Source organism: Cupriavidus metallidurans CH34 (genome assembly GCF_000196015.1).
GTDB lineage: Bacteria > Pseudomonadota > Gammaproteobacteria > Burkholderiales > Burkholderiaceae > Cupriavidus > Cupriavidus metallidurans.
The window spans coordinates 949,193-973,561 of record NC_007973.1 but is presented as its reverse complement, the minus strand read 5'-3'; the positions used below and the strand labels follow the sequence as shown (position 1 = coordinate 973,561).

Annotated in this window: 20 protein-coding genes, 1 tRNA gene and 1 riboswitch; of the genes, 12 read left to right on the top strand and 9 right to left on the bottom strand. The window is 63.2% G+C overall.

Features of this window, described 5'->3' with window-relative positions; genetic code table 11:
* Window positions 1-173 precede the first annotated feature (173 nt).
* On the top strand, window positions 174-1,355 hold the full coding sequence (locus RMET_RS04475) for a fatty acid desaturase (protein WP_011515714.1): 1,182 nt from the start codon (window positions 174-176) through the stop codon (window positions 1,353-1,355).
* A gap of 91 nt (window positions 1,356-1,446) precedes the next feature.
* Window positions 1,447-1,669: riboswitch (yybP-ykoY riboswitch) on the top strand.
* 28 nt (window positions 1,670-1,697) lie between these two features.
* Entirely contained in the window at window positions 1,698-2,273 is a 576-nt protein-coding gene (locus RMET_RS04470; RefSeq protein WP_017512374.1) for a TMEM165/GDT1 family protein, read from the top strand.
* 166 nt (window positions 2,274-2,439) lie between these two features.
* Here the strand turns inward: RMET_RS04470 and RMET_RS04465 are convergent, their stop codons facing one another.
* Window positions 2,440-3,648, bottom strand: a complete 1,209-nt coding sequence (locus RMET_RS04465; protein ID WP_011515712.1) for a urate hydroxylase PuuD — start codon at window positions 3,646-3,648, stop codon at window positions 2,440-2,442.
* Window positions 3,649-3,679: 31 nt separating this feature from the next.
* Window positions 3,680-4,033, bottom strand: coding sequence for a hydroxyisourate hydrolase (uraH, locus tag RMET_RS04460; RefSeq protein WP_011515711.1), 354 nt, complete (start codon window positions 4,031-4,033; stop codon window positions 3,680-3,682).
* Between the two features lie 343 nt (window positions 4,034-4,376).
* On the opposite strand from uraH, the gene RMET_RS04455 reads away from it, so the two are divergent.
* The 6 genes from RMET_RS04455 to RMET_RS04430 all read left to right on the top strand — a co-directional run bounded on the left by RMET_RS04455 (window position 4,377) and on the right by RMET_RS04430 (window position 10,151).
* Entirely contained in the window at window positions 4,377-5,120 is a 744-nt protein-coding gene (locus RMET_RS04455) for a GntR family transcriptional regulator (protein ID WP_011515710.1), read from the top strand.
* Window positions 5,121-5,331: 211 nt separating this feature from the next.
* Window positions 5,332-6,738: a nucleobase:cation symporter-2 family protein gene (locus tag RMET_RS04450; RefSeq protein ID WP_011515709.1), complete on the top strand. Its 1,407-nt coding sequence runs from the start codon at window positions 5,332-5,334 to the stop codon at window positions 6,736-6,738.
* 181 nt (window positions 6,739-6,919) lie between these two features.
* Window positions 6,920-7,864: an allantoinase PuuE gene (gene puuE / locus RMET_RS04445; protein WP_008649761.1), complete on the top strand. Its 945-nt coding sequence runs from the start codon at window positions 6,920-6,922 to the stop codon at window positions 7,862-7,864.
* Entirely contained in the window at window positions 7,861-8,382 is a 522-nt protein-coding gene (gene uraD / locus RMET_RS04440) for a 2-oxo-4-hydroxy-4-carboxy-5-ureidoimidazoline decarboxylase (RefSeq protein ID WP_011515708.1), read from the top strand. Before puuE ends, uraD begins: the two co-directional genes overlap by 4 nt.
* A 196-nt stretch (window positions 8,383-8,578) precedes the next feature.
* Window positions 8,579-9,664 carry a porin gene (locus RMET_RS04435; protein ID WP_011515707.1) on the top strand — a complete coding sequence of 362 codons (1,086 nt, stop codon included), beginning with the start codon at window positions 8,579-8,581 and terminating at the stop codon, window positions 9,662-9,664.
* Window positions 9,665-9,905: 241 nt separating this feature from the next.
* Window positions 9,906-10,151 (top strand): hypothetical protein, encoded by a 246-nt coding sequence (locus RMET_RS04430; protein ID WP_011515706.1) that lies wholly within the window; start codon window positions 9,906-9,908, stop codon window positions 10,149-10,151.
* 152 nt (window positions 10,152-10,303) lie between these two features.
* Here the strand turns inward: RMET_RS04430 and RMET_RS04425 are convergent, their stop codons facing one another.
* Both RMET_RS04425 and RMET_RS04420 read right to left on the bottom strand, forming a co-directional pair.
* Complete coding sequence (locus tag RMET_RS04425; protein WP_011515705.1) at window positions 10,304-12,625, bottom strand: NADP-dependent malic enzyme; 2,322 nt, start codon at window positions 12,623-12,625, stop codon at window positions 10,304-10,306.
* 187 nt (window positions 12,626-12,812) lie between these two features.
* The gene (locus RMET_RS04420; RefSeq protein WP_029308267.1) at window positions 12,813-13,424 is read right to left on the bottom strand and encodes a DUF4136 domain-containing protein; all 612 of its coding nucleotides are present in this window, start codon (window positions 13,422-13,424) and stop codon (window positions 12,813-12,815) included.
* 248 nt (window positions 13,425-13,672) lie between these two features.
* Between RMET_RS04420 and pepN the strand changes: the two genes are divergently transcribed.
* The 3 genes from pepN to RMET_RS04405 all read left to right on the top strand — a co-directional run bounded on the left by pepN (window position 13,673) and on the right by RMET_RS04405 (window position 17,875).
* Window positions 13,673-16,366 carry an aminopeptidase N gene (gene pepN, locus RMET_RS04415; RefSeq protein WP_011515702.1) on the top strand — a complete coding sequence of 898 codons (2,694 nt, stop codon included), beginning with the start codon at window positions 13,673-13,675 and terminating at the stop codon, window positions 16,364-16,366.
* Window positions 16,367-16,432: 66 nt separating this feature from the next.
* Window positions 16,433-17,449, top strand: a complete 1,017-nt coding sequence (locus RMET_RS04410) for a class 1 fructose-bisphosphatase (RefSeq protein ID WP_008649749.1) — start codon at window positions 16,433-16,435, stop codon at window positions 17,447-17,449.
* Between the two features lie 350 nt (window positions 17,450-17,799).
* Window positions 17,800-17,875: transfer RNA gene (locus tag RMET_RS04405), tRNA-Thr, on the top strand.
* A 466-nt stretch (window positions 17,876-18,341) separates the two neighbouring features.
* On the opposite strand, the gene RMET_RS04400 is transcribed toward RMET_RS04405, so the two are convergent.
* Together RMET_RS04400 and RMET_RS04395 are read right to left on the bottom strand one after the other, a co-directional pair.
* On the bottom strand, window positions 18,342-18,755 hold the full coding sequence (locus RMET_RS04400) for a response regulator (protein WP_011515700.1): 414 nt from the start codon (window positions 18,753-18,755) through the stop codon (window positions 18,342-18,344).
* A gap of 238 nt (window positions 18,756-18,993) precedes the next feature.
* Window positions 18,994-20,619, bottom strand: coding sequence for a DUF342 domain-containing protein (locus tag RMET_RS04395; protein WP_011515699.1), 1,626 nt, complete (start codon window positions 20,617-20,619; stop codon window positions 18,994-18,996).
* 216 nt (window positions 20,620-20,835) lie between these two features.
* Here RMET_RS04395 and RMET_RS04390 point away from each other — a divergent pair, with 216 nt between their 5' ends.
* Entirely contained in the window at window positions 20,836-21,666 is an 831-nt protein-coding gene (locus tag RMET_RS04390) for a class I SAM-dependent methyltransferase (protein ID WP_029308270.1), read from the top strand.
* Between the two features lie 48 nt (window positions 21,667-21,714).
* On the opposite strand, the gene RMET_RS04385 is transcribed toward RMET_RS04390, so the two are convergent.
* The 3 genes from RMET_RS04385 to RMET_RS32035 are packed head-to-tail and all read right to left on the bottom strand — an operon-like array spanning window position 21,715 to window position 24,327.
* Window positions 21,715-22,308: a DUF1415 domain-containing protein gene (locus RMET_RS04385; protein ID WP_011515697.1), complete on the bottom strand. Its 594-nt coding sequence runs from the start codon at window positions 22,306-22,308 to the stop codon at window positions 21,715-21,717.
* A complete protein-coding gene (locus tag RMET_RS04380) occupies window positions 22,305-23,924 on the bottom strand; it encodes an NAD(P)/FAD-dependent oxidoreductase (RefSeq protein WP_011515696.1) in 1,620 nt (539 codons plus the stop codon). The genes RMET_RS04385 and RMET_RS04380 overlap by 4 nt, the downstream gene beginning before the upstream one ends.
* On the bottom strand, window positions 23,908-24,327 hold the full coding sequence (locus RMET_RS32035) for a hypothetical protein (protein ID WP_029309924.1): 420 nt from the start codon (window positions 24,325-24,327) through the stop codon (window positions 23,908-23,910). The genes RMET_RS04380 and RMET_RS32035 overlap by 17 nt, the downstream gene beginning before the upstream one ends.
* Window positions 24,328-24,369 lie beyond the last annotated feature (42 nt).

Below are 24,369 nucleotides of genomic sequence, written 5' to 3'. Positions count from 1 at the left end.
ATTCCACCCAAACATGGTCCGTCGATGTGCTTTTTTGGTCTCAATGCGAATCCGCCCTCGCGGAGCATTGACCATAATCAACACAACGGTCATCAAAGCCTTCTAGCCTGTCACGCATATAAAGTCCGCCCATCCGGGCAGACGCACATGCATACCGACTCGCCAGACCTTTGATGACTGCCCCATCTGACACCCTCTCGCCGGCCGACGCCGACGCGATCTCGCAAGCGCCGAATCACGGCACGAACCGCCCCAAACGCCCGGCCAAGAACATTCCCCTGCCGGAGCCAATCGCCTTCGAGGCCCCATTTCCGAATCGCAAGACGATCCGCAGCTGGCTGATTCCCCTCGGCGGCCGCAGCACCGCGCGCGCGCTGCTTCTGTTCGCGTTCGATTACGCGCTGTTCGCTGCCGTACTGGCCGGTGTGGTCCTGGCATCACCCTGGTGGGCCAAGGTTGGGCTCGGCGTGCTGGCCGGACTGATCATCGCGCGCCTGTTCATCATTGGGCACGATGCCTGCCACCAGAGCCTGACCGACCGTCGTGGCCTGAACAAGTGGCTGGGCCGGCTCACGTTCCTGCCGTCGCTCACGCCTTACAGCCTCTGGGAAGTCGGCCATAACGTCGTCCATCATGGTTACACGAACCTGAAGGGCTTCGACTTCGTCTGGGCGCCCTACTCGCTCGAGGAATTCCGCGCGCTGCCGCGCAGCCGCCGGATTCTGGAGCGCATCTACCGCAACGGCCTTGGCGCCGGCCTTTACTACCTGATCGAGATCTGGTGGTTCAAGCTGTTCTTCCCCAGCAAGCGCCAGATGGCGACGCGTCGCCCGATCTTCATGTGGGACTGCGCGCTCGTGGGAGCTTTCGGCGCAGTCTGGATCGGCGCGCTGGTATGGCTGGCCGTGGCCACCGGGCAATCCCCGCTGCTGCTGGTCGGCACCGGCTTCGTGCTGCCCTTCCTGATCTGGAACGCCACCGTTGGCTTCGTGCTGTACGTCCACCATACGCATACCAGCGTGGCGTGGTACGACACCAAGGCCATGTGGGCGAAGGCCCAGCCTTTCGTGTCGACGACCGTGCATCTGCGCTTCAACTTCGGCATCGGCGCGGCCCTGCATCACATCATGGAGCACACGGCCCACCACGTGGACATGAGCATCCCGCTGTACCAGCTCAAGCGCGCCCAGGCGCTGCTCGAGCACGCACTGCCGGGTCGCATCATCATCGAGAAGTTCTCGTGGCGCTGGTATTTCCATACAGCCCACCGCTGCAAGCTCTACGACTTCAAGGCGCTGTGCTGGACGGATTTCCGCGGTCGCCAAACCAGCGAAAACGCTCCGACTCCGGTCTGAGCACATCGGGAATGGCGGCGTTAGCGACATTCCCTTGAATTGACAGAAACAGCGAGACGGGTGGACTTCGGTCGCCAGTCTCGCTAAAATGCGACCTTCCATTGGGGAGTAGCCGCCCTGATCTCACCGCGCCGCGCAATGCGGCACCCGGAAGACAGGGGCGTACGTCAACAGACTTGACCAAATGCCGACATGGCAGGCGGTTATGGCGTGCGCAGCCCAGGACCTTGTGTCCAGTGCCTGGCGAGACCGATGACCACACCTTTCTGGCCGGGCCGGGAAAGGTGTGCGTCATTGGCATCTCGCGATGCATTTGCGGCCCGGTTATTCAAACGACAAAAAATGGAATCGTTCCTCGTCTCCACAGGCATCGTCGCGCTCGCTGAAATGGGCGACAAGACGCAGTTGCTGTCGCTCGTCCTGGCCGCGCGCTACCGCAAGCCAATTCCCATCATTCTGGGCATCCTGATCGCAACGCTGGTCAATCACGGCTTTGCCGGCGCGCTCGGCGGCTGGATCACGGGCATGGTCGGCGTAGACCTGCTGCGCTGGATTCTTGGCCTCGGGTTCATTGCGATGGCCGGCTGGATGCTGATTCCGGACAAGCTCGACGACGCCGAGGAAGCCAAACCCGTCAAGGGTGCGCTCGGCATCCTGGGCACCACGATCATCGCGTTCTTCTTCGCCGAGATGGGCGACAAGACGCAGATCGCCACCGTGGCGCTAGCCGCACGCTTCCATGGCGAAGTGATTGCAGTGGTGGCCGGCACGACGTTCGGCATGATGCTCGCCAATGCCCCGGCCGTCCTGCTGGGCGACCGTTTCGCCAATAAGATGCCAATCGCCCTGGTGCACAAGATCGCCGCTGCGATCTTCCTGGTGCTGGGTCTGTTGGCGCTGTTCAACGTCGGCGGCTGAGAATCCTGACTCCCTTCGTCCGCTCAGCGGGAGTGGGGAGCAGCAATTCAGATCCAGAAATAAAAAAACGGGGCCTAAGCCCCGCTCAAACCCTCGCCGGTCCGGAACAGCCAGCTGCAGACTGCACAGCCTCCGGACCGTCGATCACCGATGCTCGGTCAAAAAATCAGTTGGTGGTTTTCGCGCCGCCTTCGAACCATTGGCCAAGCAGCGCGCGTTCATCGTCCGTGATCTGCGTGACGTTGCCCAGCGGCATTGCCTTCTGCTGCACGGCCTGTTGATAGATCAGCTGAGCGTGCGCCTTGATGCCATCGGCGGAGTCCAGCTTGATCCCCTTGGCAGCGGTCGGCATCATCTTCGGCTGCTCGGCGTGGCACTGCACGCAACGCGTGTTGATGATTTCCTGAACCTTCACAAAGCTCACGGCATTGGCGGCGTCACCGGCAGCATTGCTGGCAACTTGCGGACGCGGCTGCGGCGCGATCATGAATGCCACTACGCCCAGGCAGGCCACGCCGGCGGTCGGCCATGCGAAGTTGATCTTGCCCTTGTGCTTCAGGATGAAGAACTGGCGAATCAGCACGCCGGCCAGCATCACCATGATCAGCACGAGCCAGTTGTTCTTGGCCGCGTACGTCATGCTGTAGTGGTTCGACAGCATTGCGAACAGCACCGGCAACGTGAAGTACGTGTTGTGCACGCTACGCTGCTTGCCGCGCTTGCCGTGGATCGGATCCACCGGCTGGCCGGCCTTCAGCGACGCCACCACCTTGCGCTGGCCCGGGATGATCCAGAACAGCACGTTGGCACTCATGATCGTCGCGATCATTGCACCGGTCAGCAGGAATGCCGCGCGGCCAGAGAAGATATGGCACGCCACAAACGCCGCGACCGCCACATAGACCGCCACCAGAATGCCTACGGTACGGTCGCTCTTGCCGAAGATACGGCAGATCGAGTCGTAGACCACCCAGCCAAGCACGAGGTATGACACGGCAAAGCCAACGGCGGCGCCGGGCGACATGTCGTACACATTCTTGTCGATCAGGAACGTGCTCGCGTTGAACAGATACAGCACCACCAGCAGCGCAAAGCCGCTCATCCACGTCGAATACGACTCCCAGTAGAACCAGTGCAGGTTCTCCGGCAGGCTCTTCGGCGCGGTCAGGTACTTCTGCGGGTTGTAGAAGCCACCGCCGTGCACGGCCCAGAGTTCACCGTCGACACCCTTGTCCTTGAGGTCGCTGGCCGTGGGGCGCGTCAGGCTGTTGTCCAGCCAGACGAAGTAGAACGACGAACCGATCCAGGCAATCGCCGTGATCACGTGGAGCCAACGCAAGAGCAAATTGGCCCAGTCGAGAATATAGCCTTCCATGACTTGTCTCCTTTATTCCCGTCCGCCTTGATCAGCTGCCGCGGTAGGTCGAGTACGACCACGGCGACACCAGCAGCGGCACGTGGTAGTGCGCGGCGGTATCGGCAATGCCGAAGCGCAGCGTCACCACATCCAGGAATGCCGGTTCGGGCAGTTTGACGCCCTGGGCACGGAAATAGTCGCCGGCGCCGAACTCGAGTTCGTAGACGCCCGCTACGAGGTCGGCGCCTTCCAGCAGCGGCTGGTCGCAACGGCCATCGTGATTCGTCGTGACCTTCTTCAGGGTCTCACGACGATTGTCGACAATTTTATGGAGAGTGATCGACATTGCGGCGCCAGGCGTCCCGGCTGCCGTGTCGAGAACGTGAGTGGTCAAGCGTCCCATCCTGTTCTTCCTTTGGGGTGTGGGTTGTGAGGGGCGCCGCTGCCTTCACTAGCACCATTTTGAGGAATGGTGCCCGCTCGGTACGTGTTTCAACGCATCCCGGCGCTGGATTGGTGCGAGGCGACAATGCGCCCGCGCCATCCTGATGACAACTCGGTATATACCCGTAGTTGTCGAAAACCTGAGGCGGTTTTGTTGACAATGGTGCTTGCATATCCAAATAATTGTCAACAATTTTTAGATCTGCACGGCCGCATGATCGGTATCAAGGCGCGTGATGTCGGTTTGATAACCACTCGCTACGATCGCCGACCATCGCCACCTTGCATTACGAGTGACCAGGATGTCCAAGAATCTCAAGCTTATTGCCGCGGCCGACGCCCTGCCGGCGCTCACCGACAACAAACCGGCCCGCAAGGGCTCCGTCGAGGAGCGCATGTATCACGAGATCTATGACGCGATCATGGAGCACCGGCTGCCTCCCCGGACCAAGCTGACCGAGCATTCGCTTTGCGAGATCTATGCCACGGCCCGTCATACGGTACGCAAGGTGCTGTCGCGCCTGGCCGCCGACGGCATGGTCGATCTGGAGCCGAATCGCGGCGCGTTCATCGCCAGCCCGTCCACGGACGAGGCGCACGACATGTTCGAACTGCGCCAGATGCTGGAGCGCGCCGTGCTCGATAAGCTCGCCTCCCTGCCCAACGTGCGCACCGTGATCGCCCCGCTGCGCAAGATGGTCAATGACGAGCGCCAGGCCTTCCTGACGCACGAGCGCCCACGCTGGATCCGCCTCTCGGCCGAGTTCCACACCGCGCTGGCCGAACTGTCCGGCAACCAGTTGCTCGTGACGATGATGCGCCGACTGGTGTCGCGCACCACGCTGATGATTGCCAGCGTGGAGTCGCCGGGCCACAACGCCTGCTCGTTCGACGAGCACGACGAAATCCTCGATGCACTGGAACAGGGCGACGCCGCCCTGGCCCAGACGCGCATGGCGCACCACCTTGGCGCCTGCGCGGAACGCGTTCAGCCGGATGAGCCCGGCAACTTCGATCTTCGCAGTGTGCTGGGCCGCTCCACCTAGCGCAATGTTCCCGCCGCCGGGCAACAGCCACCCCCTGTTGCCGATCTAGAACCAGCGGTCTCATCTGCCGAAAGACGCCCAACTAGAGGCCAGGCACGAGACCGGACAAGAGTCATCGACGGAAGTCCACCAAAAAGAGACACCGGCGAATGGCCAGGAAAAAAACCCGGCGCGCGTTCCCATCCAAATCCAAAGGAGAGGAGACACACCCATGAATTCCGCAAGCACCACGGTCCCCACGGATCTCACAAACGAGCGGTTGCCCTCCGGGCGATTGCTTGCCCTGGGCCTGCAGCACGTGCTGGTGATGTATGCCGGCACGGTTGCGGTTCCGCTGATCGTCGGCGGTGCGCTCAAGCTTCCCAAGGATCAACTCGCGTTCCTGATCAACGCCGACCTGTTCGCGGCTGGCCTGGCCACGCTGATCCAGGCCTTCGGCTTCTGGAAATTCGGCATCCGCATGCCGGTGATGATGGGTGTCACGTTCGCGTCGGTGGCGCCGATGATCGCCATCGGCAACGATCCCAACGTCGGGCTGCTCGGCATCTACGGCGCGGTAATCGCGTCCGGTATCTTCGGCATATTGATCGCGCCGATGATGGGCCGGATGCTGGGACTGTTCCCGCCCGTGGTAACCGGCACGGTGATCACGCTGATTGGCGTGTCGCTGATGCGGGTGGGTATCAACTGGGCCGGTGGCGGGCAGCCGACCACGCGCGCCGTGATCGACGGCGTGGCAAAGGAAGTGCCCAACCTCGCTTACGGTGACCTCAGCAACCTGGCCATCGCGGGCCTGGTGCTCGCCGTCATCCTGCTGCTGAGCAAATACGGTCGTGGCCTGGTGGCCAACTGCGCGGTGCTGCTCGGCATCATCATCGGCACGCTGGTGGCGATGGCATTGGGCAAGGTCTCGTTCGAAGGCCTCAACGAAGCCAGCTACGTCGCCGTGATCACCCCACTGCATTTCGGCATCCCGAAGTTCGAACTCACCGCCATCCTCTCGATGTGCATCGTGATGCTGATCACGCTGGTAGAGTCGACTGGCATGTTCCTGGCCCTGTCCGACATCACCGGCCGCAAGCTCAGCCGTGACGACCTGACCGCCGGCCTGCGCGCAGACGGCCTGGGCACCGTGATCGGCGGTATCTTCAACACCTTCCCGTACACGTCGTTCTCGCAGAACGTTGGCCTGGTCACGGTGACCGGCGTGCGCTCGCGCTACGTCGCCGCGGCGGGTGGCTTGATCCTGATCGCGTTCGGCCTGTTCCCGAAGATGGCCCACGTGGTGGCCTCGGTGCCGCAGTTCGTGCTGGGTGGCGCAGGTATCGTGATGTTCGGCATGGTGGCCGCCACCGGCATCCGCATCCTCGGTTCGTGTGATTTCAATCGCAACCGCCACAATCTCTTCATCGTTGCGATCTCGATCGGCTTCGGCATGATCCCGACGCTGTCGCCGACGCTGTTCCAGTACCTGCCCAAGTGGACCGACCCGTTCACCCACAGCGGCATCGTGCTGGGCACCATCGTCGCCGTGGCGCTGAACCTGTTCTTCAACGGTATCCAGTCGGCCGAGGAAGCCATGCGCAATGCCGCCGCGAACTCGCACGGCACGGAGTGATTCCGAACAATTCAACTACAACAATCAATAGCGACAATCTGACACCGACAATCGATACCGATCGATGTCAGATTGTCAAGCCCTACGGGAGCGTTTCTGGCATACGCCTTGCGTAAGTCCGGTCGCTTCGATGCATGGCTCCCGCGGGGCGGGCAGTTTCTCCTGAAGCAGAAATAAAGAGATGACACACGATAACTATCCACGCGATCTCATTGGCTACGGCGCGCAGCCACCGCACGCCCGCTGGCCGGGCGGCGCGCGCATCGCGCTGCAGTTCGTGCTCAATTACGAGGAAGGCGGTGAGAACTGCGTGCTGCACGGCGACGCGGCATCCGAGCAGTTCCTGTCCGAGATCGTTGGTGCCGCCGCCTATCCGGCGCGACACATGAGCATGGAGGGCATCTACGAATACGGCTCGCGCGCCGGCGTCTGGCGCCTGCTGCGCGAGTTCGAGCAACGCAAGCTGCCGCTGACGGTCTTCGGCGTGTCGATGGCGCTGCAGCGCCATCCGGAACTGACCCGCGCGTTCGTCGAACTCGGTCACGAGATCGCCTGCCACGGCTACCGCTGGATTCACTACCAGGGCATCGACGAAGCCATCGAGCGCGAGCACATGCGCATCGGCATGGAGATCATCAAGGAGCTGACCGGCGAGATGCCGCTGGGCTGGTACACCGGCCGCGACAGCCCCAACACGCGCCGGCTGGTGGTCGAGCACGGCGGGCTGCTCTATGACGCCGACTACTACGGCGACGACCTGCCCTTCTGGACCGATGTGGAAATCACGGGTGGCCAGAAGAAGCCCCATCTGGTGGTGCCGTACACACTCGACACCAACGACATGCGCTTCGCCACGCCCCAGGGCTTCAACACGGGCGAGCAGTTCTTCCAGTATCTGAAGGATGCCTTCGACGTGCTCTACGCCGAAGGCGATCCGCAGGGCCAGGACCGCCCGAAGATGCTGTCGATCGGCATGCATTGCCGCTTGCTGGGCCGCCCGGGACGTTTCCGCGCGCTGCAGCGATTCCTGGATTACGTGCAGTCTCACGACAAGGTGTGGATCTGCAGGCGTGTCGATATCGCCCGCCACTGGATTGAAACCCACCCCTATCGGAGCCACGCATGAGCCAGACCACCTACACGATCGCCCAACTCAACACGATGCCCGAGGCCGAATTCATCGCGGTCCTCGGCGGCATCTACGAACACTCCCCCTGGTTCGCCGAAACGGCGGCGCGCAAGCGCCCCTTCGCCAATACGGCGGAACTGGCGTCGGCCCTGCGCGGCGCCGTGGATGCCGCGGGCCAGGAAGCGCAACTCAAGCTCGTGCGCGCTCACCCGGAACTGGCGGGCAAGGCCGCGGTGCGCGGCGAACTGACGGCGGAATCCACGCGCGAGCAGGCTGGCGCCGGACTCGATCAGTGCACGCCCGAGGAATTCCAGCGCCTGCAGGGACTGAACGAAGCCTACAACCGGAAGTTCGGCTTCCCGTTCATCCTCGCGGTCCGCGGCTATGACCGGCACGGCATCATCGACGCTTTTGCAAGGCGCCTGGAAAACGCCCCGGAGGTCGAGTTGCAAACTTGCATCAACCAGATTCATCGGATTGCGCAGTTCCGTCTGAACGACTTAGTATCCGCCTGACCAAAAAAAGCACATCGAAAAAAGAGAGAGAAATCAGGAGCGTTCAGCAGCAGATCGAGCATCACTGTGAGACAAGAACGTGCCAGGCGGCGCCGATTCCAGCGCGCCGCCCAGGCACGGAACTAGAGAGAACCCAGCAGGTTCCAGCACACAGGCAAGCGTTCTGAGCAGCATTACAACCACGGAGGTCTTAAACATGAAGAAGCAGTACAAGCCGGCTCTCAAGCTGGCGGCGATCGCAGCCACCCTTTTCTCCGGCGCGGCCATGGCCCAGTCCAGCGTGACGCTGTACGGCATGGCCGATGCTTTCATCGGAGGCGTCAAGAATCCGGGCTCGGGCGACCGCGCCTACGTAGTCAACTCGGGTGGCATGCAAACCTCGTACTGGGGCATCAAGGGTACCGAGGACCTGGGCATGGGCACGAAGGCCATCTTCGACCTGAACGGCTTCTTCCGCCCCGACACCGGTAGCATGGGCCGCTTCACCGGCGACTCGATGTTCAGCCGCAATGCCTTCGTCGGCCTGACGAACGAAACCTACGGCACGCTGAAGATCGGCCGCAACACGACGCCGTACTTCGTGTCGACGATCCTGTTCAACCCGCTGGTCGACTCGTACACGTTCAGCCCGATGATCTTCCACACGTACTTCCCGACGCCTCAAAACGTTGGCGGCGTGTCCGATCCGGGCATCCTGGGCGATTCGGGCTGGAACAACTCGCTGCTGTACTCGACGCCGAACTTCGGTGGCCTGACCGCGAACTTCATCTACGGCTTTGGCGAATCGCCCGGTAACAACGGCAAGAACAAGTGGGGCGGCAACCTGACCTACTTCTCCGGCAACTTCGCGGCGACGCTGGCATTCCAGCAGGTCAAGTTCGACGTTGCTCCGTTTGACCCGCAGAATGCCAATCTCGCGGGCCTCGACAAGCAGTCCGCCGTCCAGGCTGGCGTGACGTACGACTTCAAGATCGTCAAGGCCTTCCTGCAAGGCCAGTACATCAAGACCAACTTCAACACGAGCACCAATGGCGGCGACATCAAGCACATCGACGGCCAGGCCGGCGTCGCGGTGCCGGTTGGCGCAGGCAATATCCTGGCGTCGTACACCTACGGCCGCGTGCTGAACGAAGTTGCTGGCATCAAGCGCAATACGTTCGCCGTCGCCTACGACTACAACCTGTCGAAGCGCACCGACGTCTACGGTGCCTACTACTACGACAAGGTGTCGGGCGTCGAGCACGGCGACACCTTCGGCGTCGGCGTTCGCCACCGCTTCTGATCCCGGAAAATTCCGCCGGATCGTTGGTTGTAAAGCCCGCCTCCGGCGGGCTTTTTTGTTGCGTGCCCCCATGACACAGGCGTCACAATGCTGCGCCGCATTGCAACAAGGCGCAATCAAAGCAGGATGGGAAGCCACTGCTCCATAGGCGGATTCAATTGGCAAGCCCTTCGTCCGCTGCCTAGATTAGTTTCCCGGCCTCTGTGCTGGGCCACGTAAACAGGAACGAATGAGGTGACGCATGCGGCGCTATGTGAAATCCCGGTCGGAACTGATGGCCATCCTGAGCCAGTGCCTGGACAACAATCCGGAGTGCGGCGAGGTTGAGTTGCACGCAATGCGCGTGCATCAGCCGGACCATACGGGTTGCAACTGGAGCGCCGAGGTGGATTTTCGCCAGGAGACCTTCACCGATCTGGCACAGCAGATGGCCGCGGCCCGTTCGATCATCGTGGTGATGCGGGAGCAGTACAACGTGCTGCAGTAGAGAGTAGTAGGCAAGACAGGGCACGACCCGTGCGTACTGACCCGCCGACGCGCTGACACTCCGGCAGACGTGCCAGCGCACCGACAATGAAACAGGGCCGCTTTCGCGGCCCTGTTTCTTTTTGCTTCCGGCAGATATTCAGATCGTGAACATCAGCGGGTGGCGTTGCACTCCGCCACGGCCACGGCCGTCATGTTGACGATACGGCGCGTGGTCGCCTGCGGATTCAGGATGTGCACCGGCTTGGCTGCGCCCAGCAGGATCGGACCCACCGTCACGCCCTGGCCGCCCGTGATCTTGAGCAGATTGAACGCGATGTTGGCGGCGTCCAGCGTCGGCATCACCAGCAGATTGGCGCTGCCGGCCAGCTTGGTGCCCGGCAGGAAATGACGGCGCACGTCTTCGACCAGTGCCGCATCGCCCTGCATCTCGCCTTCCACTTCGAGCTGCGGTGCCACGCGGGCCAGGATCTCGGCCGCGTCGCGCATCTTGCGCGCCGACGGGCGGTTCGACGAACCGAACATCGAGTGCGACATCATCGCAACCTTCGGGTGCAGGCCGAAGCGTGCGATTTCCTCGGCTGCAAGCTGCGTGATGGCAGCCAGTTCCTCGGCGCTCGGATCATCGTTGACGAACGTATCCGTGATGAACAGCGTGTACTTTTCGAGCATCAGCGCGTTCATGGCCGCGAACACCTTGGCGCCCGGCGCCAGGCCGATCACGTCGCGCACGTGTTCCAGATGCGCCTCGAACCGGCCCACCGTGCCGCACAACAGTGCATCGGCATCACCCATGTGCATCAGCATCGTGCCGATCAGCGTATTCGAACGACGCAGCGCCACCTTGGCCATGTCCGGCGTCACGCCGTCGCGACCGCGCAGCGCGTGGTACTCCTCGTGATAGGCGCGATAACGCGGATCATCCTCGGGGTTGATCAGTTCGAAATCGACGCCCGGGCGCAGACGCAGGCCCGCCTTGTCGATACGCATCTGGATCACGTGCGGGCGACCGATCAGGATCGGACGGGCCAGACCTTCGTCCACCACGCCCTGCACCGCACGCAGCACACGCTCTTCTTCACCTTCGGCGTAGGCGACGCGTTTCGGCGCGGCCTTGGCGGCCGTGAACACCGGCTTCATGATCATGCCGGTGTGGTACACGTAGCTGGTCAGTTGCTGGCGGTAGGCTTCAAGGTCCTTGATCGGGCGCGTGGCCACGCCGGATTCCTCGGCGGCCTTGGCAACGGCCGGTGCAATCTTCTCGATCAGGCGCTGGTCGAACGGCGTCGGGATGATGTAGTCCGGGCCGAACTTCAGTTCACGACCACCGTAGGCTGCGGCCACGGCATCGTTCAGTTCGGCTTCGGCCAGCTCGGCGATCGCCTTCACGCAGGCCAGCTTCATCGCTTCGGTGATCTTCGTGGCGCCGCAATCGAGCGCGCCGCGGAAGATGTACGGGAAGCAGAGCACGTTGTTGACCTGGTTCGGATAGTCCGAACGGCCCGTGGCGATGATGCAGTCCGGACGCGCGGCCTTGGCCACTTCCGGGCGGATTTCCGGCTCCGGGTTGGCCAGCGCCAGGATGATCGGACGGTCGGCCATGGTCTTGACCATGTCACCGGTCAGCACGCCCGCGGTCGAGCAACCCAGGAACACGTCCGCATCCTTGACGATGTCGGCCAGCGTGCGGGCCGACGTGTCCTGCGCGTAGCGAGCCTTGTTGGCCTCCATGTTCGCGTCGCGGCCCTGGAAGATCACGCCCTTCGAGTCGACCACGTAGATGTTCTCGCGGTTCACGCCCAGGCTGACCATCGTATCCAGGCACGCGATTGCGGCGGCGCCCGCGCCCGAGACGGCCAGCTTGACCTTCGCGATGTCCTTGCCTACCACCTTCAGGCCGTTCAGCAGCGCCGCGGTCGAGATGATCGCCGTGCCGTGCTGATCGTCGTGGAAGACGGGGATGTTCATGCGCTCGCGCAGCTTCTGCTCGATGTAGAAGCACTCGGGAGCCTTGATGTCTTCGAGGTTCACGCCACCAAGCGTCGGCTCCAGCGCCGCTACGATCTCGACGATCTTGTCCGGGTCGCGTGCATCGAGTTCGATGTCGAACACGTCGATGCCGGCGAATTTCTTGAACAGGCAGCCCTTGCCTTCCATCACGGGCTTGCCGGCCAGCGGACCGATGTCGCCCAAGCCCAACACGGCGGTACCGTTGGTCACCACGGCCACGAGGTTGGCGCGCGAGGTGTACTCGGCGGCCATCGCGGGGTCCTTGTGGATTTCTTCGCAGGCGTAGGCCACGCCCGGGGAGTAGGCCAGCGACAGGTCACGCTGATTGGACAGGGCCTTGGTGGCCGTTACCTGGATCTTGCCCTTGGTCGGGCTGCGGTGGTATTCCAGCGCAGCCAGGCGCAGTTGCGCTTCGGGACTATTGGGGGCATGTTGCGGTGCATCACCGGTGGTCTTGCTGCTCATTCTCTGCTCGTCCGGGTAAAGGCGGGAAAAAATCGAGGAGCCATTCTAGCCCAGCCGCCACGCGGCGGCAGGGCTTTGGCACGCCCGATTGGAAGATTTTGCCGCCACCGGACGCAAAACTCCTTTTACCGTACGGTAGCCAATACCTTTCGCCCCCGCCGGCGAAAGGATATTGCGCGGCGCCGTGCTACTTCTTGTCCTTGTCGACCTCCAGCGTCACGCGACGCGGCCGCCCGCTCTCGGCCGGGAAGTCCGCAAACGCGCTGCGGATCATGTAGGGCATCACCGCCGCCGGATTACCACTCTCGGTCGTATTGGTGGCAGTGACCTGGTAGACGCGCTTGCCGCTGGCTGCATCCTTGAAATAGACGCGCACGTTCGAATAGGTCACGGGCACGTCGCGTATCACGGTCTGGGGCGGCCAGTAGCCGGGGCCCCATCCCCAGGGGCCATAGGGTCGATACCCGCCATAAGGGCCCCAGTACGGCCCCCAAGGTCCGTACCAGGGGTCGGGGTAGACGGTCTCCGCCACCTGGGCAATCCCGGGCGCGGCGTCGTAGTCCATCGTCACCAGATAGCGTGCCTGGCCCGCCGGGCGCTGCTCGAAGCCGAGTCCGGACAAGGTGTCTGCCAGCCACTGCTCGAAGGTCTGGCGCTCAAGTTGCTCTTCCTGCTGCGACGTGTGCTCGAACGCGTAGGTACGCGGCGCATCGTTCTGCCATCCGGCCTGCCGGAACGCGGTGACCTCGGTGGTCACCGTGGTGGCGCATCCCGCCAGCCAGAGCGAGCCCAGCGCCATCAGCGCCCAAAAGGCGCCTCGTCTTCCCCACTTCGTCACTGCTTTCCCTGATGCACGCATTCCCTGATACCTCGTTCTTCCTGATTTGGTTGCATTTCCTCAGACAGGAACAGCCCTTTTGAATTCCCACGCCGCATCTGGCATCCCGCATTGCCCGAACCCCTTGGCTACAATGAGGGCTTCGAGGGCCGTCGCAATCTTCAGCACGCCGCCCGCCCCCCCCGGTCACTCCGAAGACAGGATTCCCCATGCTGCGCACCGATACGCCCGTCACCGTCTATCGCAAGGACTATACTCCGCCCGCTTTCGCCATCGACCACGTGGATCTCGTGCTCGACCTCGATCCGCAGCGTACCGTCGTCACCAGCACGCTGAAGATCCAGCGCACCGGCACGGCCGACGCGCCGCTGGTTCTGGCCGGCGAGGAGCTGGAACTGGTTGGCGTGCGCCTCGATGGCCAGCCGTTCTCCGGCGTCAAGCAGGACGGCGACTCGCTGACCCTGACTGGCCTGCCGGGAACTGGCACGCTGGAAATCACCACGGCCTGCAATCCCGCCGCCAATACCACGCTGTCCGGCCTGTACGTCTCCAACGGCAACTTCTTCACCCAGTGCGAAGCCGAGGGCTTTCGCCGCATCACGTATTTCCTGGATCGCCCGGATGTGATGACGACCTACCGCGTTACGCTGCGCGCCGATCGCGCCGCAAGCCCGGTACTGCTTTCGAACGGCAACCTGCTCTCGCAACGCGATCTGCCGGATGGCAAACACGAAGCCGTCTGGGAAGACCCGTTCCGCAAGCCGTCATACCTGTTCGCGCTCGTGGCCGGCAAGCTCGAGCGCATCGAGCAAACCATCGTTTCGGCATCGGGCAAGCAAAAGCTGCTGCAAGTCTGGGTCGAGCCGCAGGACCTGGACAAGACGCGTCACGCGATGGACTCGCTGGTTCACGCGATCCGCTGGGACGAGCAGCGCTTCGGCCTGGAACTTGACCTCGACCGTTTCATGATCGTCGCCGTGGGCGACTTCAACATGGGGGCGATGGAAAACAAGGGCCTGAACATCTTCAACACCAAGTATGTGCTGGCCAACGCCCAGACCGCGACGGATGTCGACTTCGCCAATATCGAATCGGTGGTGGCCCACGAGTACTTCCATAACTGGACCGGCAACCGCGTGACCTGCCGCGACTGGTTCCAGTTGTCGCTCAAGGAAGGCCTGACCGTGTTCCGCGACCAGGAATTCTCGGCCGACATGATGGGCTCGGAATCGGGCCGCGCGGTCAAGCGCATCGAGGATGTGCGCGTGCTGCGCCAGGTGCAGTTCCCCGAGGATGCGGGTCCGATGGCCCACCCGGTGCGCCCGGACAGCTACGAGGAAATCAACAACTTCTACACGGTCACGGTCTACGAGAAAGGCGCCGAAGTCGTGCGGATGTACCAGACTCTGCTTGGCCGTGACGGCTTCCGCAAGGGGATGGACCTGTACTTCCAGCGTCATGACGGCCAGGCGGTGACATGCGACGACTTCCGCGCGGCGATGGCTGACGCGAACGGCCGCGACCTGAAGCAGTTCGGCCTCTGGTACAGCCAGGCTGGCACGCCCGTGGTCACGGTCAAGACCGCGTGGGACGGCGCCTCCGGCACGCTGACGCTGACGTTGTCGCAGCGCTGCCCGAAGGTCGGCATCGAAACGCGCGCTGGCATGCCGGACAAGCAACCGTTCCACATCCCGTTCGCGCTCGGCCTGATCGACGCGGAAGGCAATGACCTGCCGCTGCAACGCGAAGGGGAACCCAAGGCAGGCGCGAGCACGCGCGTGCTCGATTTCACGCAGGCCGAGCAGACCTTCCGCTTCATCAACCTGCCTCGCGGTGGCAAGGCGCCATTGCCCTCGCTGCTGCGTAATTTCTCGGCACCAGTCGTTGTCGATTACGAATACAGCGATGCGGAACTGACATTTCTTCTCTCGCACGACACCGACGCATTCAACCGCTGGGAAGCCGGCCAACGCCTGGCCACGCGCGCGCTACTGCATCTGGTGGCCGACGTCCAGGCCAATCGTGAACTGAAGCTCGACCCGGCGCTGGTGTCGGCGTTCCGCAGCGTGCTCACCGATGGCGCGCTGAATCCCGCCTTCCGCGAACAGGCACTGATGCTCCCCGCGGAGGCCTATCTGGCCGAACGCATGGGCGTGGCCGACCCGACGGCGATTCACCGCGCACGTCTGTTCCTGCGCGAAGGCCTGGCGCGCACGCTCAAGGCCGAATGGCTGGCCGCATACGAGGCCAACGCGACACCGGGCGAATACAGCCCCGATGCCGACTCGATGGCCCGTCGCGCGCTGCGCAATCTCGCGCTCGGCTATCTGGCCGACAGCGGAGACGCCGACATGCAGGCACTTGCGGACCGCCACTACCAGCAGAGCGACAACATGACAGACCGCTTCGCCGCGCTGTCTGCGCTGGTCAACAGCTTCGCACCGGGCCGCGAACACGCGCTGGCCGATTTCTACGAGCGCTTCGAGGACGACGCGCTGGTCATCGACAAGTGGTTCTCGCTGCAGGGAATGCAGCGCGGCGAAGTTGGCCCGCACGCGGGCAAGCGCACCATTGATACCGTGCGCGCGCTGATGCAGCATCCGGCCTTCAATCTGCGCAACCCGAATCGCGCCCGTTCGCTGATCTTCAGCTTCTGCTCGGGCAACCCAGCGCAGTTCCACGCCGAGGACGGCTCGGGCTACGCATTCTGGGCCGACCAGGTACTGGCGCTGGATGCGATCAACCCGCAGGTGGCCGCGCGCCTGGCACGCGTCATGGACCGCTGGCAGAAGTACGAGATGCCGCTGCGCGAACGGATGCGCGCGGCGCTGGAACGCGTGGCCGCCTCGTCGACGCTGTCGCGCGATGTGCGCGAGATCGTCAGCAAGGCCCTGTCGGCCTGACCCGGAAAGTGGCATGTCCGCAGCGGCACACATGTAGAATTGCGGCCATCCAAGGAGAACCCCACCATGACACGCATCAGCCTCACCCGCTATCTGGTCGAGGAGCAGCGCAAGCACAACACGATCGAGCCGGAACTCCGGCTGCTGATCGAAGTGGTCGCGCGCGCCTGCAAGGCCATTTCCAACGCCGTCAGCAAGGGCGCCCTCGCGGGTGTGCTCGGCTCGGCCGGCACCGGCAACGTTCAGGGCGAAACGCAGCAGAAGCTCGATGTGATCGCCAATGAGGTGCTGCTCGACGCCAATGAATGGGGTGGCCATCTGGCTGCCATGGCGTCCGAGGAAATGGACTCGTTCTACGAGATCCCGAACCGCTACCCGAAGGGCGAATACCTGCTGCTGTTCGATCCGCTCGACGGCTCGTCGAACATCGACGTGAACGTGTCGATCGGCACGATCTTCTCGGTCCTGCACATGCACAAGCCCGGTCAGACCGTGACCGAGCATGACTTCATGCAGCCGGGCACCCAGCAGGTGGCAGCCGGCTATGCCGTGTATGGCCCGCAGACCACGCTGGTGCTGACCGTCGGCAATGGCGTGCACATGTTCACGCTGGACCGCGAGGCAGGCAGCTTCGTGCTAACCCAGTCCGATGTGATGATCCCGGAAGACACCAAGGAATTCGCGATCAACATGTCCAACATGCGCCACTGGGCTCCGCCCGTGCGCCGCTACATCGACGAGTGCCTGGCCGGCGACGAAGGTCCGCGCGGCAAGAACTTCAACATGCGCTGGATCGCCTCGATGGTGGCCGACGTGCACCGCATCCTGACACGCGGCGGCGTCTTCATGTATCCGTGGGACAAGCGCGAGCCCGAGAAACCGGGCAAGCTGCGCCTGATGTATGAAGCCAATCCGATGGCGTTCCTGGTCGAGCAGGCGGGCGGCGCGGCTACCAATGGCCAGCAGCGCATTCTGGACGTGGAGCCGACCAAGCTCCACCAGCGCGTATCGGTCATCCTCGGTTCGAAGAATGAAGTCGAGCGCGTCACGCGGTATCACCAGGAAGACGCCGCCAAGGCGTAACGGGTAGATCCGGTTTCGACAAGCACAGGGCGCCTCGGCGCCCTGTCTGCTTTGCTGAAGCCAACAGCCGCACGGCAATCCGTAAAAAAGCGGCAGGCTTTGCCCGTTTTTTCACCCGCGACGAGAGCGCCACTCGTGCGATGATTGCCATCGGTCGCCCACGGCCGCGGCTGGCAACACCCACCGAACAGGGACTGCCACGGCGGAACGTTGAAAAAAGTCGCACCGGGGGCTTCACAAAATAAAAAGTCGCTGATATTATTGCGGGCTCTATCCGATTCGATCGATTCGCAAGCAACAGCGCAAATCGAGACCAAGCGGTAGAACAGGTTTCGCAAGTTTAAGGTTTCGCCGGTGTAGCTCAGTTGGTAGAGCAGCGCATTCGTAATGCGAAGGTCGTAGGTTCGACTCCTATCTCCGGCACCACTTGAAAGTAGAAAGGGCAACCCTCACGGGTTGCCCTTTTTGCTTTGCAGTCGACAGATAACTTGGGCACGACGACGCCCACATAATCCGCAGCTGCCACATCCCCCGCTTGTCCCGCCTCGATCTGCTCTGAACTTCCCCAGCCTGACTGGAACGACCTGCGCGCAACAGGAATCGCGTCACCCCCAGATGATCGACGAGCGATAGGCCGCCCCCCCATCGCCGCTCAACGACACGACAGGCGTCATTGCCAACATCGGACCAAGCTCCACCTCGCATCGCGTGGTCCGATCGTCCAGAGCCATTTCCATCATCATTCCCTCCCTGCCAGTGACCATCCAACATTGGATGACGGAAATTCTAGGCGGGGGAAACGGTGAAAAGCCGGGGGGACCTGCAGAATGCGATTCGTCTCATCCCAACGGCCGCGCACTAGCTGCCCGAAGACAGTCCGCAAGCCTGCCGACTATCGATGCGATCCGAACATGGAGTCATCCATCAGAGCATTGACCGCGACATCGGGGTCTCCGAGCATACGCATGAGCACCGCTTCCATCCGTTCGATCGAGGCCGACTTCGGCAGATGCTCCTGCACACCACACGCGCGCAGCGACGACGGCACATGCATCCATATGTTGTCCGACAGCAGCAGGATGCGCGCATTAGGCAGTGCCTGGTGCAGGCGCCGCAGCAGATACCAGTTGTCGAAGGCGTCCACTGTCATGCCGTAGATGACCAGCACGTCTTCCAGACTATGCGCGAACAGCAGGATCCCCTCAGGATCAATACTCTCCACCGGGCCGATGCCTGGCATACGTTCAAGCAGGCGTTGCATACCCAGCCTGGTCAGTGGATGGCTCTCAATCACGATCGCGCCCATGGTGTGCTCCTGTGCTCCGCTGTTTGTCTGCGGAGACACATGGCGCAAACGTCGTGCCAGCGGTGGTGCGCACCGGACGACAGTACGGCGTGGCGGCAATGCGTTACCGGAGGCGGGATGGCGGGCGATCACGCCAGAGCGGCCAAGGTCGGCGACGTTACGACTCGCGTAACGTGTCACGTTCCCCGTAACGCGCTGCGTCCGTTTGGAAACAAGAACGGGAGGTGCGCCACCCGCGTCAGTTCACGGCGATGCGGTCGTCCACCACGCGTATCTGGCCGCCCGGCTTGTCTTCCATGACTTTGAGCGCCTTGTGGCCGACCTGCAGCGTCACGCCGCCGTGGATATGCCGGCCCACCGCGATCTCCGCCTGCTCGGACGGCTTCATCTGCTCGGCCAGGTGGGCGATCTCCGCGTCGAGTTCGAACAGGTCGCGATTGATCCTGTACATCGTGGCACGCGCCTTCTCGCGAATGTCCCCCGTGGCGCGTTCGGGGTGCTTGGCAAAGAACGCCACAAGTTGCTGGAGTTTGCACTGCTCCTCGACGATCTTGCCGCGCCGGACTTCCAGCTCCGCCTTCTGCTCGTCGGCAAGCGGGTTGAGTCCGACCTGCACCGTCGTGGCGGTACCCGCCGGCGCGCCCAGGGTCCCAGTGCTGACACTCTGCATCGCCCGCGTACGCCCGCCGCTGATGCTGCCTGGCGCGGTCGGCGCGCCAACCACCACCCGTTCGCCCGCGGAGACGTCGCTCTGCCGAATCCCGCTCTCCACGATTACCTCGGCCACCGCCTCGACGATCGCATTCTGGATGAAGCGCGCATGAACGGAGCCCTTGCTGCGCACGCTGGCAATCTCACTCGGGGCGCCACCGCTCGCGGTTTCTGCCTTGCCGATGATGCCGCCCTTGACGATCACATCGCCGCCGGCCTGCACGCTGGCGGCTTCGATCGTCCCCTGCACAACCACATCACCGGTGACACGTACCGACATGCCGGTGCGGATATCGCCCGACACGCGGAGCGAGCCATCGAAATTGACGTTGCCGGAATGCAGGTCGACGGCATCGACGTCGACCACCGGACTGACGATCACACCATGTGGCAACACCCGGGGCGAGCCTGCGATCACGGCGATCAACAGCAGTGGATCATTCGGATCGGTTGCCACGCCGGTCAGATCGGACGCGTAGGGCGTATCCACCACAGGGTCGGCCGGAATCGGCTTGCCAAGCACATCCATGCCGTCCTTGCCCGATCTGGCCGGCGTGCGGCGCATCAGCGCGGTACCCGGGTTGACGAGCAGGAGACTACCGAGATCGCGCAGGTCGACACGCTCGTCCTCGTTCTCCGCCAGGACAGGCCTGCGGGGCTGGACGAGGCTCTCGAAGCGTGCTGTCTCGCCCTGCAGGGGCGCCACGCCGCGCGCAATCTCGCGCCCCTCGCAGCTACCGGCCTCCAGCGCAACGCCGATCGCCGCGCTGTCGAGCAAGGCCACCACCCCCATCGAAGCCGCGGCGGCGGCAATCTCTTCGGCCGTGATTGGCCGGCCGCCTTCCGGGCTCACCAGCGTCAGCAACAGCCGCAGCTTGTCGGCCGTGATTTCGAGTTCGAATTCGCCATCCAGAACGCTGCCGATCACTGCGTCAATCTCGCGATCGGTCAGTTGGCATTGCGTCAGGAAGCCCCTCACGGCAGCGGCGTCCAGCCGCGCGCCCTGCCAGCCGTGCTCGGCCAGGCAAGCTTCCAGGGAAGCGTCCAGACTGGCGCGATCGGGCGGCAAGTGGCCCGCGTCCGGTGTAAAGCAAGCCCTGACCTGGCTCCCAGGCTGGCTGAGTTCCAGGCGCAACCCCGCGTCGGCTGTCATGTGTCCCCGCCTCTATGCTGCATGTCGCAACAGCCGGCCTGGGCCCATCGCCCGGGGACTTTCCGCAAAGACCCACCGAATCCGTCGCCAACTGTGCTTGTCGTCGATCCATGTTCAACGGCGCCGGCGGTGTGAACTTGAGCCCACAAAAGTAGGGGGTGCGCAATTTCGGTAAACTAGCGCCCTCCGATGTCCCCGCCCCAAGGCACCACCCCGATGTCCAGCACCTACGAAGTCCGTCCCGGCCAGTCAATCGAACTGCTCAAGGAACTCCACATCCTGACGCGTGACGGCAAGATGAATCAGGACAGCCGCCGCAAGCTCAAGCAGGTCTATCACCTGTACCAGTTCATCGAGCCACTGCTGCGCGAGGTAAAGGACGAAAAAGGCACGGTCTCGTTGGTGGACCACGGCGCGGGCAAGTCGTATCTCGGGTTCATCCTCTTCGATCTCTTTTTCAAGGACCTGAAGGACAGCTCACACATCTACGGCATCGAGACCCGCGAAGAACTGGTGACCAGCTCGAAGGCGCTGGCCAGCCGCCTGGGCTTCGGTGGGATGTCGTTCCTGAACCTCTCCGTGGCCGATTCGATCACGTCGCCCGCATTGCCGCAGACCATCGACGTCGTGACGGCCCTGCACGCGTGCAATACGGCCACTGACGATGCGATCCACTTCGCGCTGGCCAAGCAGGCGCGGCACATCGTGCTGGTGCCCTGCTGCCAGGCCGAGGTCGCGAGCGTGCTGCGCAAGCACAAAGGCAAGTTGCTGGCCGGCAATCCGCTGACGGAAATCTGGCGCCACCCACTGCACACGCGAGAGTTCGGCAGCCAGGTCACCAACGTGCTGCGCTGCCTGCAGCTTGAAGCGCACGGCTACCAGGTCAGCGTGACGGAGCTGGTGGGCTGGGAACACTCGATGAAGAACGAACTGATCATCGCCCAGTACAAGGATTTGCCGCGCCGCCGTCCCGCGGAGCGCTTGCACAATGTGCTGGAATCGCTCGGCCTGGAAGAACTGAACGAGCGATTCTTCACCACGCCCTGATCCGGACCACGGCCGGAGGACGCATCGGAGACCGCGCCCGAGATCAAGTCAGAGATCGCTTTTGCCAGCCATCCATTCGAGCCAGCCTGCATGGCCGAGCCGGCGCATCGTTTCCATATTGCGCTCGTAGATGTCCTCCGCCTCCGGGAACGCTTCGGCAGCACGCGCGATGCTGTCTTCACGGAGCAGATGCAGGATCGGATATGGCGCGCGATTCGTGAAGTTCTCGATGTCGTCGGGCTCGGTGCCTTCGAACTGGTAGTGCGGATGGAAACTCGCAATCTGCAACGTACCCTCGAGCTTCAGGCTACGCAGCAGGCGATCGGCGAAATACAGGAAGTCGTTGTAGGCCAGGAAGTCGCCCAACGCGTGCGGCATGATCAGCAGAATCGTGTCGATCTGTTCCGGATCGGACGTTTCCAGCAGGCGTAGCTCGCGCTCGAGATCGTCCAGCACGTCCTCGTCGCGCGTCGCGTCGCTGATCACGTAGCGGACCTGATCCTTGACGTACACGCTCTTGGCAAACGGGCAGAGGTTCAGGCCGATCACCGCGCGCGCCAACCAGTGGCGCACGTTCTCGATGATGCCATCGTTATCGGCAGGATTCGCCGGCCTGGCCTGATCGGTCGTGTTCACGCTCATGCGTTCGCGATGCTCAAAGCCACGGCCTCGGCGACTTCGATGCCGTCGATCGCCGCCGAGTAGATTCCCCCGGCATAACCGGCACCTTCGCCGGCGGGATAGAGCCCCTTCACGTTGATGCTCTGATAGTTCTCCCGATCACGGCGAATCCGCAGCGGAGAAGACGTGCGCGTCTCCACGCCGGTCAGCACCGCATCGTGCATCGCAAACCCTGCGATCTTCTTGTCGATCTCGGGCAGCGCCTCGCGGATCGCGTCGATGACATAGTCTGGCAGCGCCGTGCTCAGGTCGGTCGGGGTCACACCCGGTTTGTACGACGGCTCCACCGAGCCGAGCGCCGTCGAGGCACGCCCGGCGATGAAGTCGCCAACCAGTTGCCCCGGCGCGCGATAGTCGCTGCCGCCCAGCGCGAACGCGCGCTCTTCCCACTTGCGCTGGAATGCGATCCCGGCCAGCGGGCCACCCGGGAAGTCCTCGTCGGGCGTGATCCCTACGACGATACCGGCATTGGCATTGCGCTCGGCGCGATAGTACTGGCTCATCCCGTTGGTCACGAGCCGGCCCGGCTCGGACGCGGCGGCCACCACGGTGCCGCCCGGGCACATGCAGAAGCTGTACACCGCGCGGCCATTGCTGGCGTGGTGAACCACCTTGTAGTCGGCAGCGCCCAGCAGCTTGTTACCGGCGAACTTGCCGAAGCGGCTGCGGTTGATCAAGCCTTGCGGATGCTCGATGCGGAAGCCCAGCGAGAACGGCTTGGCCTCCATGAAGACGCCACGCTCATGCAGCATCTCGAACGTGTCGCGCGCGCTGTGGCCCACAGCCAGGATGACGTGGTCACAAGGCAGATAGTCGCCAGTGGACAGTTTCAGCCCGCGCACCTGGCCGTTGTCAATATCGACATCGTCCACGCGCGTCTCGAAGCGGATCTCCGCGCCCAGCGACAGCATCTCCGCGCGCATCTTCTCGACCATGCTCACCAGCCGGAACGTGCCGATGTGCGGCCGCGCCTTGTACAGGATGTCCTCCGGCGCGCCGGCACGCACGAACTCGTTGAGCACCTTGCGGCCGTAGTGCTTCGGATCCTTGATCTGGCTGTAGAGCTTGCCGTCGGAGAACGTGCCCGCGCCGCCTTCGCCGAACTGCACGTTCGACTCGGGGTTCAGCACGCTCTTGCGCCAGAGTCCGAACGTGTCCTTGGTTCGCTCGCGTACTTCCTTGCCGCGCTCGAGAATGATCGGGCGGAAGCCCATCTGCGCCAGGATCAGGCCGGCAAGCAGGCCGCATGGGCCCAGGCCAATCACCACCGGTCGCGACTTCGGCCCGCCCTCGGGTGCGCGGGCAACGAAGTGGTAGGCCATGTCCGGCGTCACGCTCCAGTTCGGTTTGCGAGCCATCCGCTTCAGGGCGGCGGCCTCGTCCTTTACCTCGATATCGATGATGTAGGTCAGCTTGATATCGTCGCGCTTACGCGCGTCATGCGCGCGGCGAAAGACGGTAAAACCGATGAGCCCGTCGCCCTTGACGCCGATCTGCGCGAGATGGCTGCGCACGGCGGCATCCAGGTCGCTTTCGGTATGGTCGAGCGGGAGTTTGACTTCACTGAGACGTAGCATGGGGTACCGATGGTTCTGTGGCCTTGATGTCTGGTGGCCGGGAGTTACCCAGCAGGAAGCCAGAACGGCCGAAGCGGGATTTTATCAGCCGCCACCATCCTGGGCGCGGCGCCGGCACCATGATTCGACAGTGCGCGGGCCCCTTCGCGGCCAAGCAGGTCCAACCTGTGACTTGGATCACTTGCACGCCCCCGGAATGCAGCGTGTACGCGGCCTGGCCGATATCGCTGGCCAGCCAGCACGGCGCGGTGGTCACGACAATGCACCCGCCCTCGACGTGCACGATCGTGCCGGCTGGCAGGTGCTCGAAAAAGCACTGGCCGGCAGCCAGCCGGATGGTGCGGGAAACGGGTCCGGGAAATTCGGTCGGTTCGGTCGGTTCGGCGGGCTTGATGAATGACATGGCGTGGCTCCTGGGTCGCAAAATCATGCAAACAAGGCTACC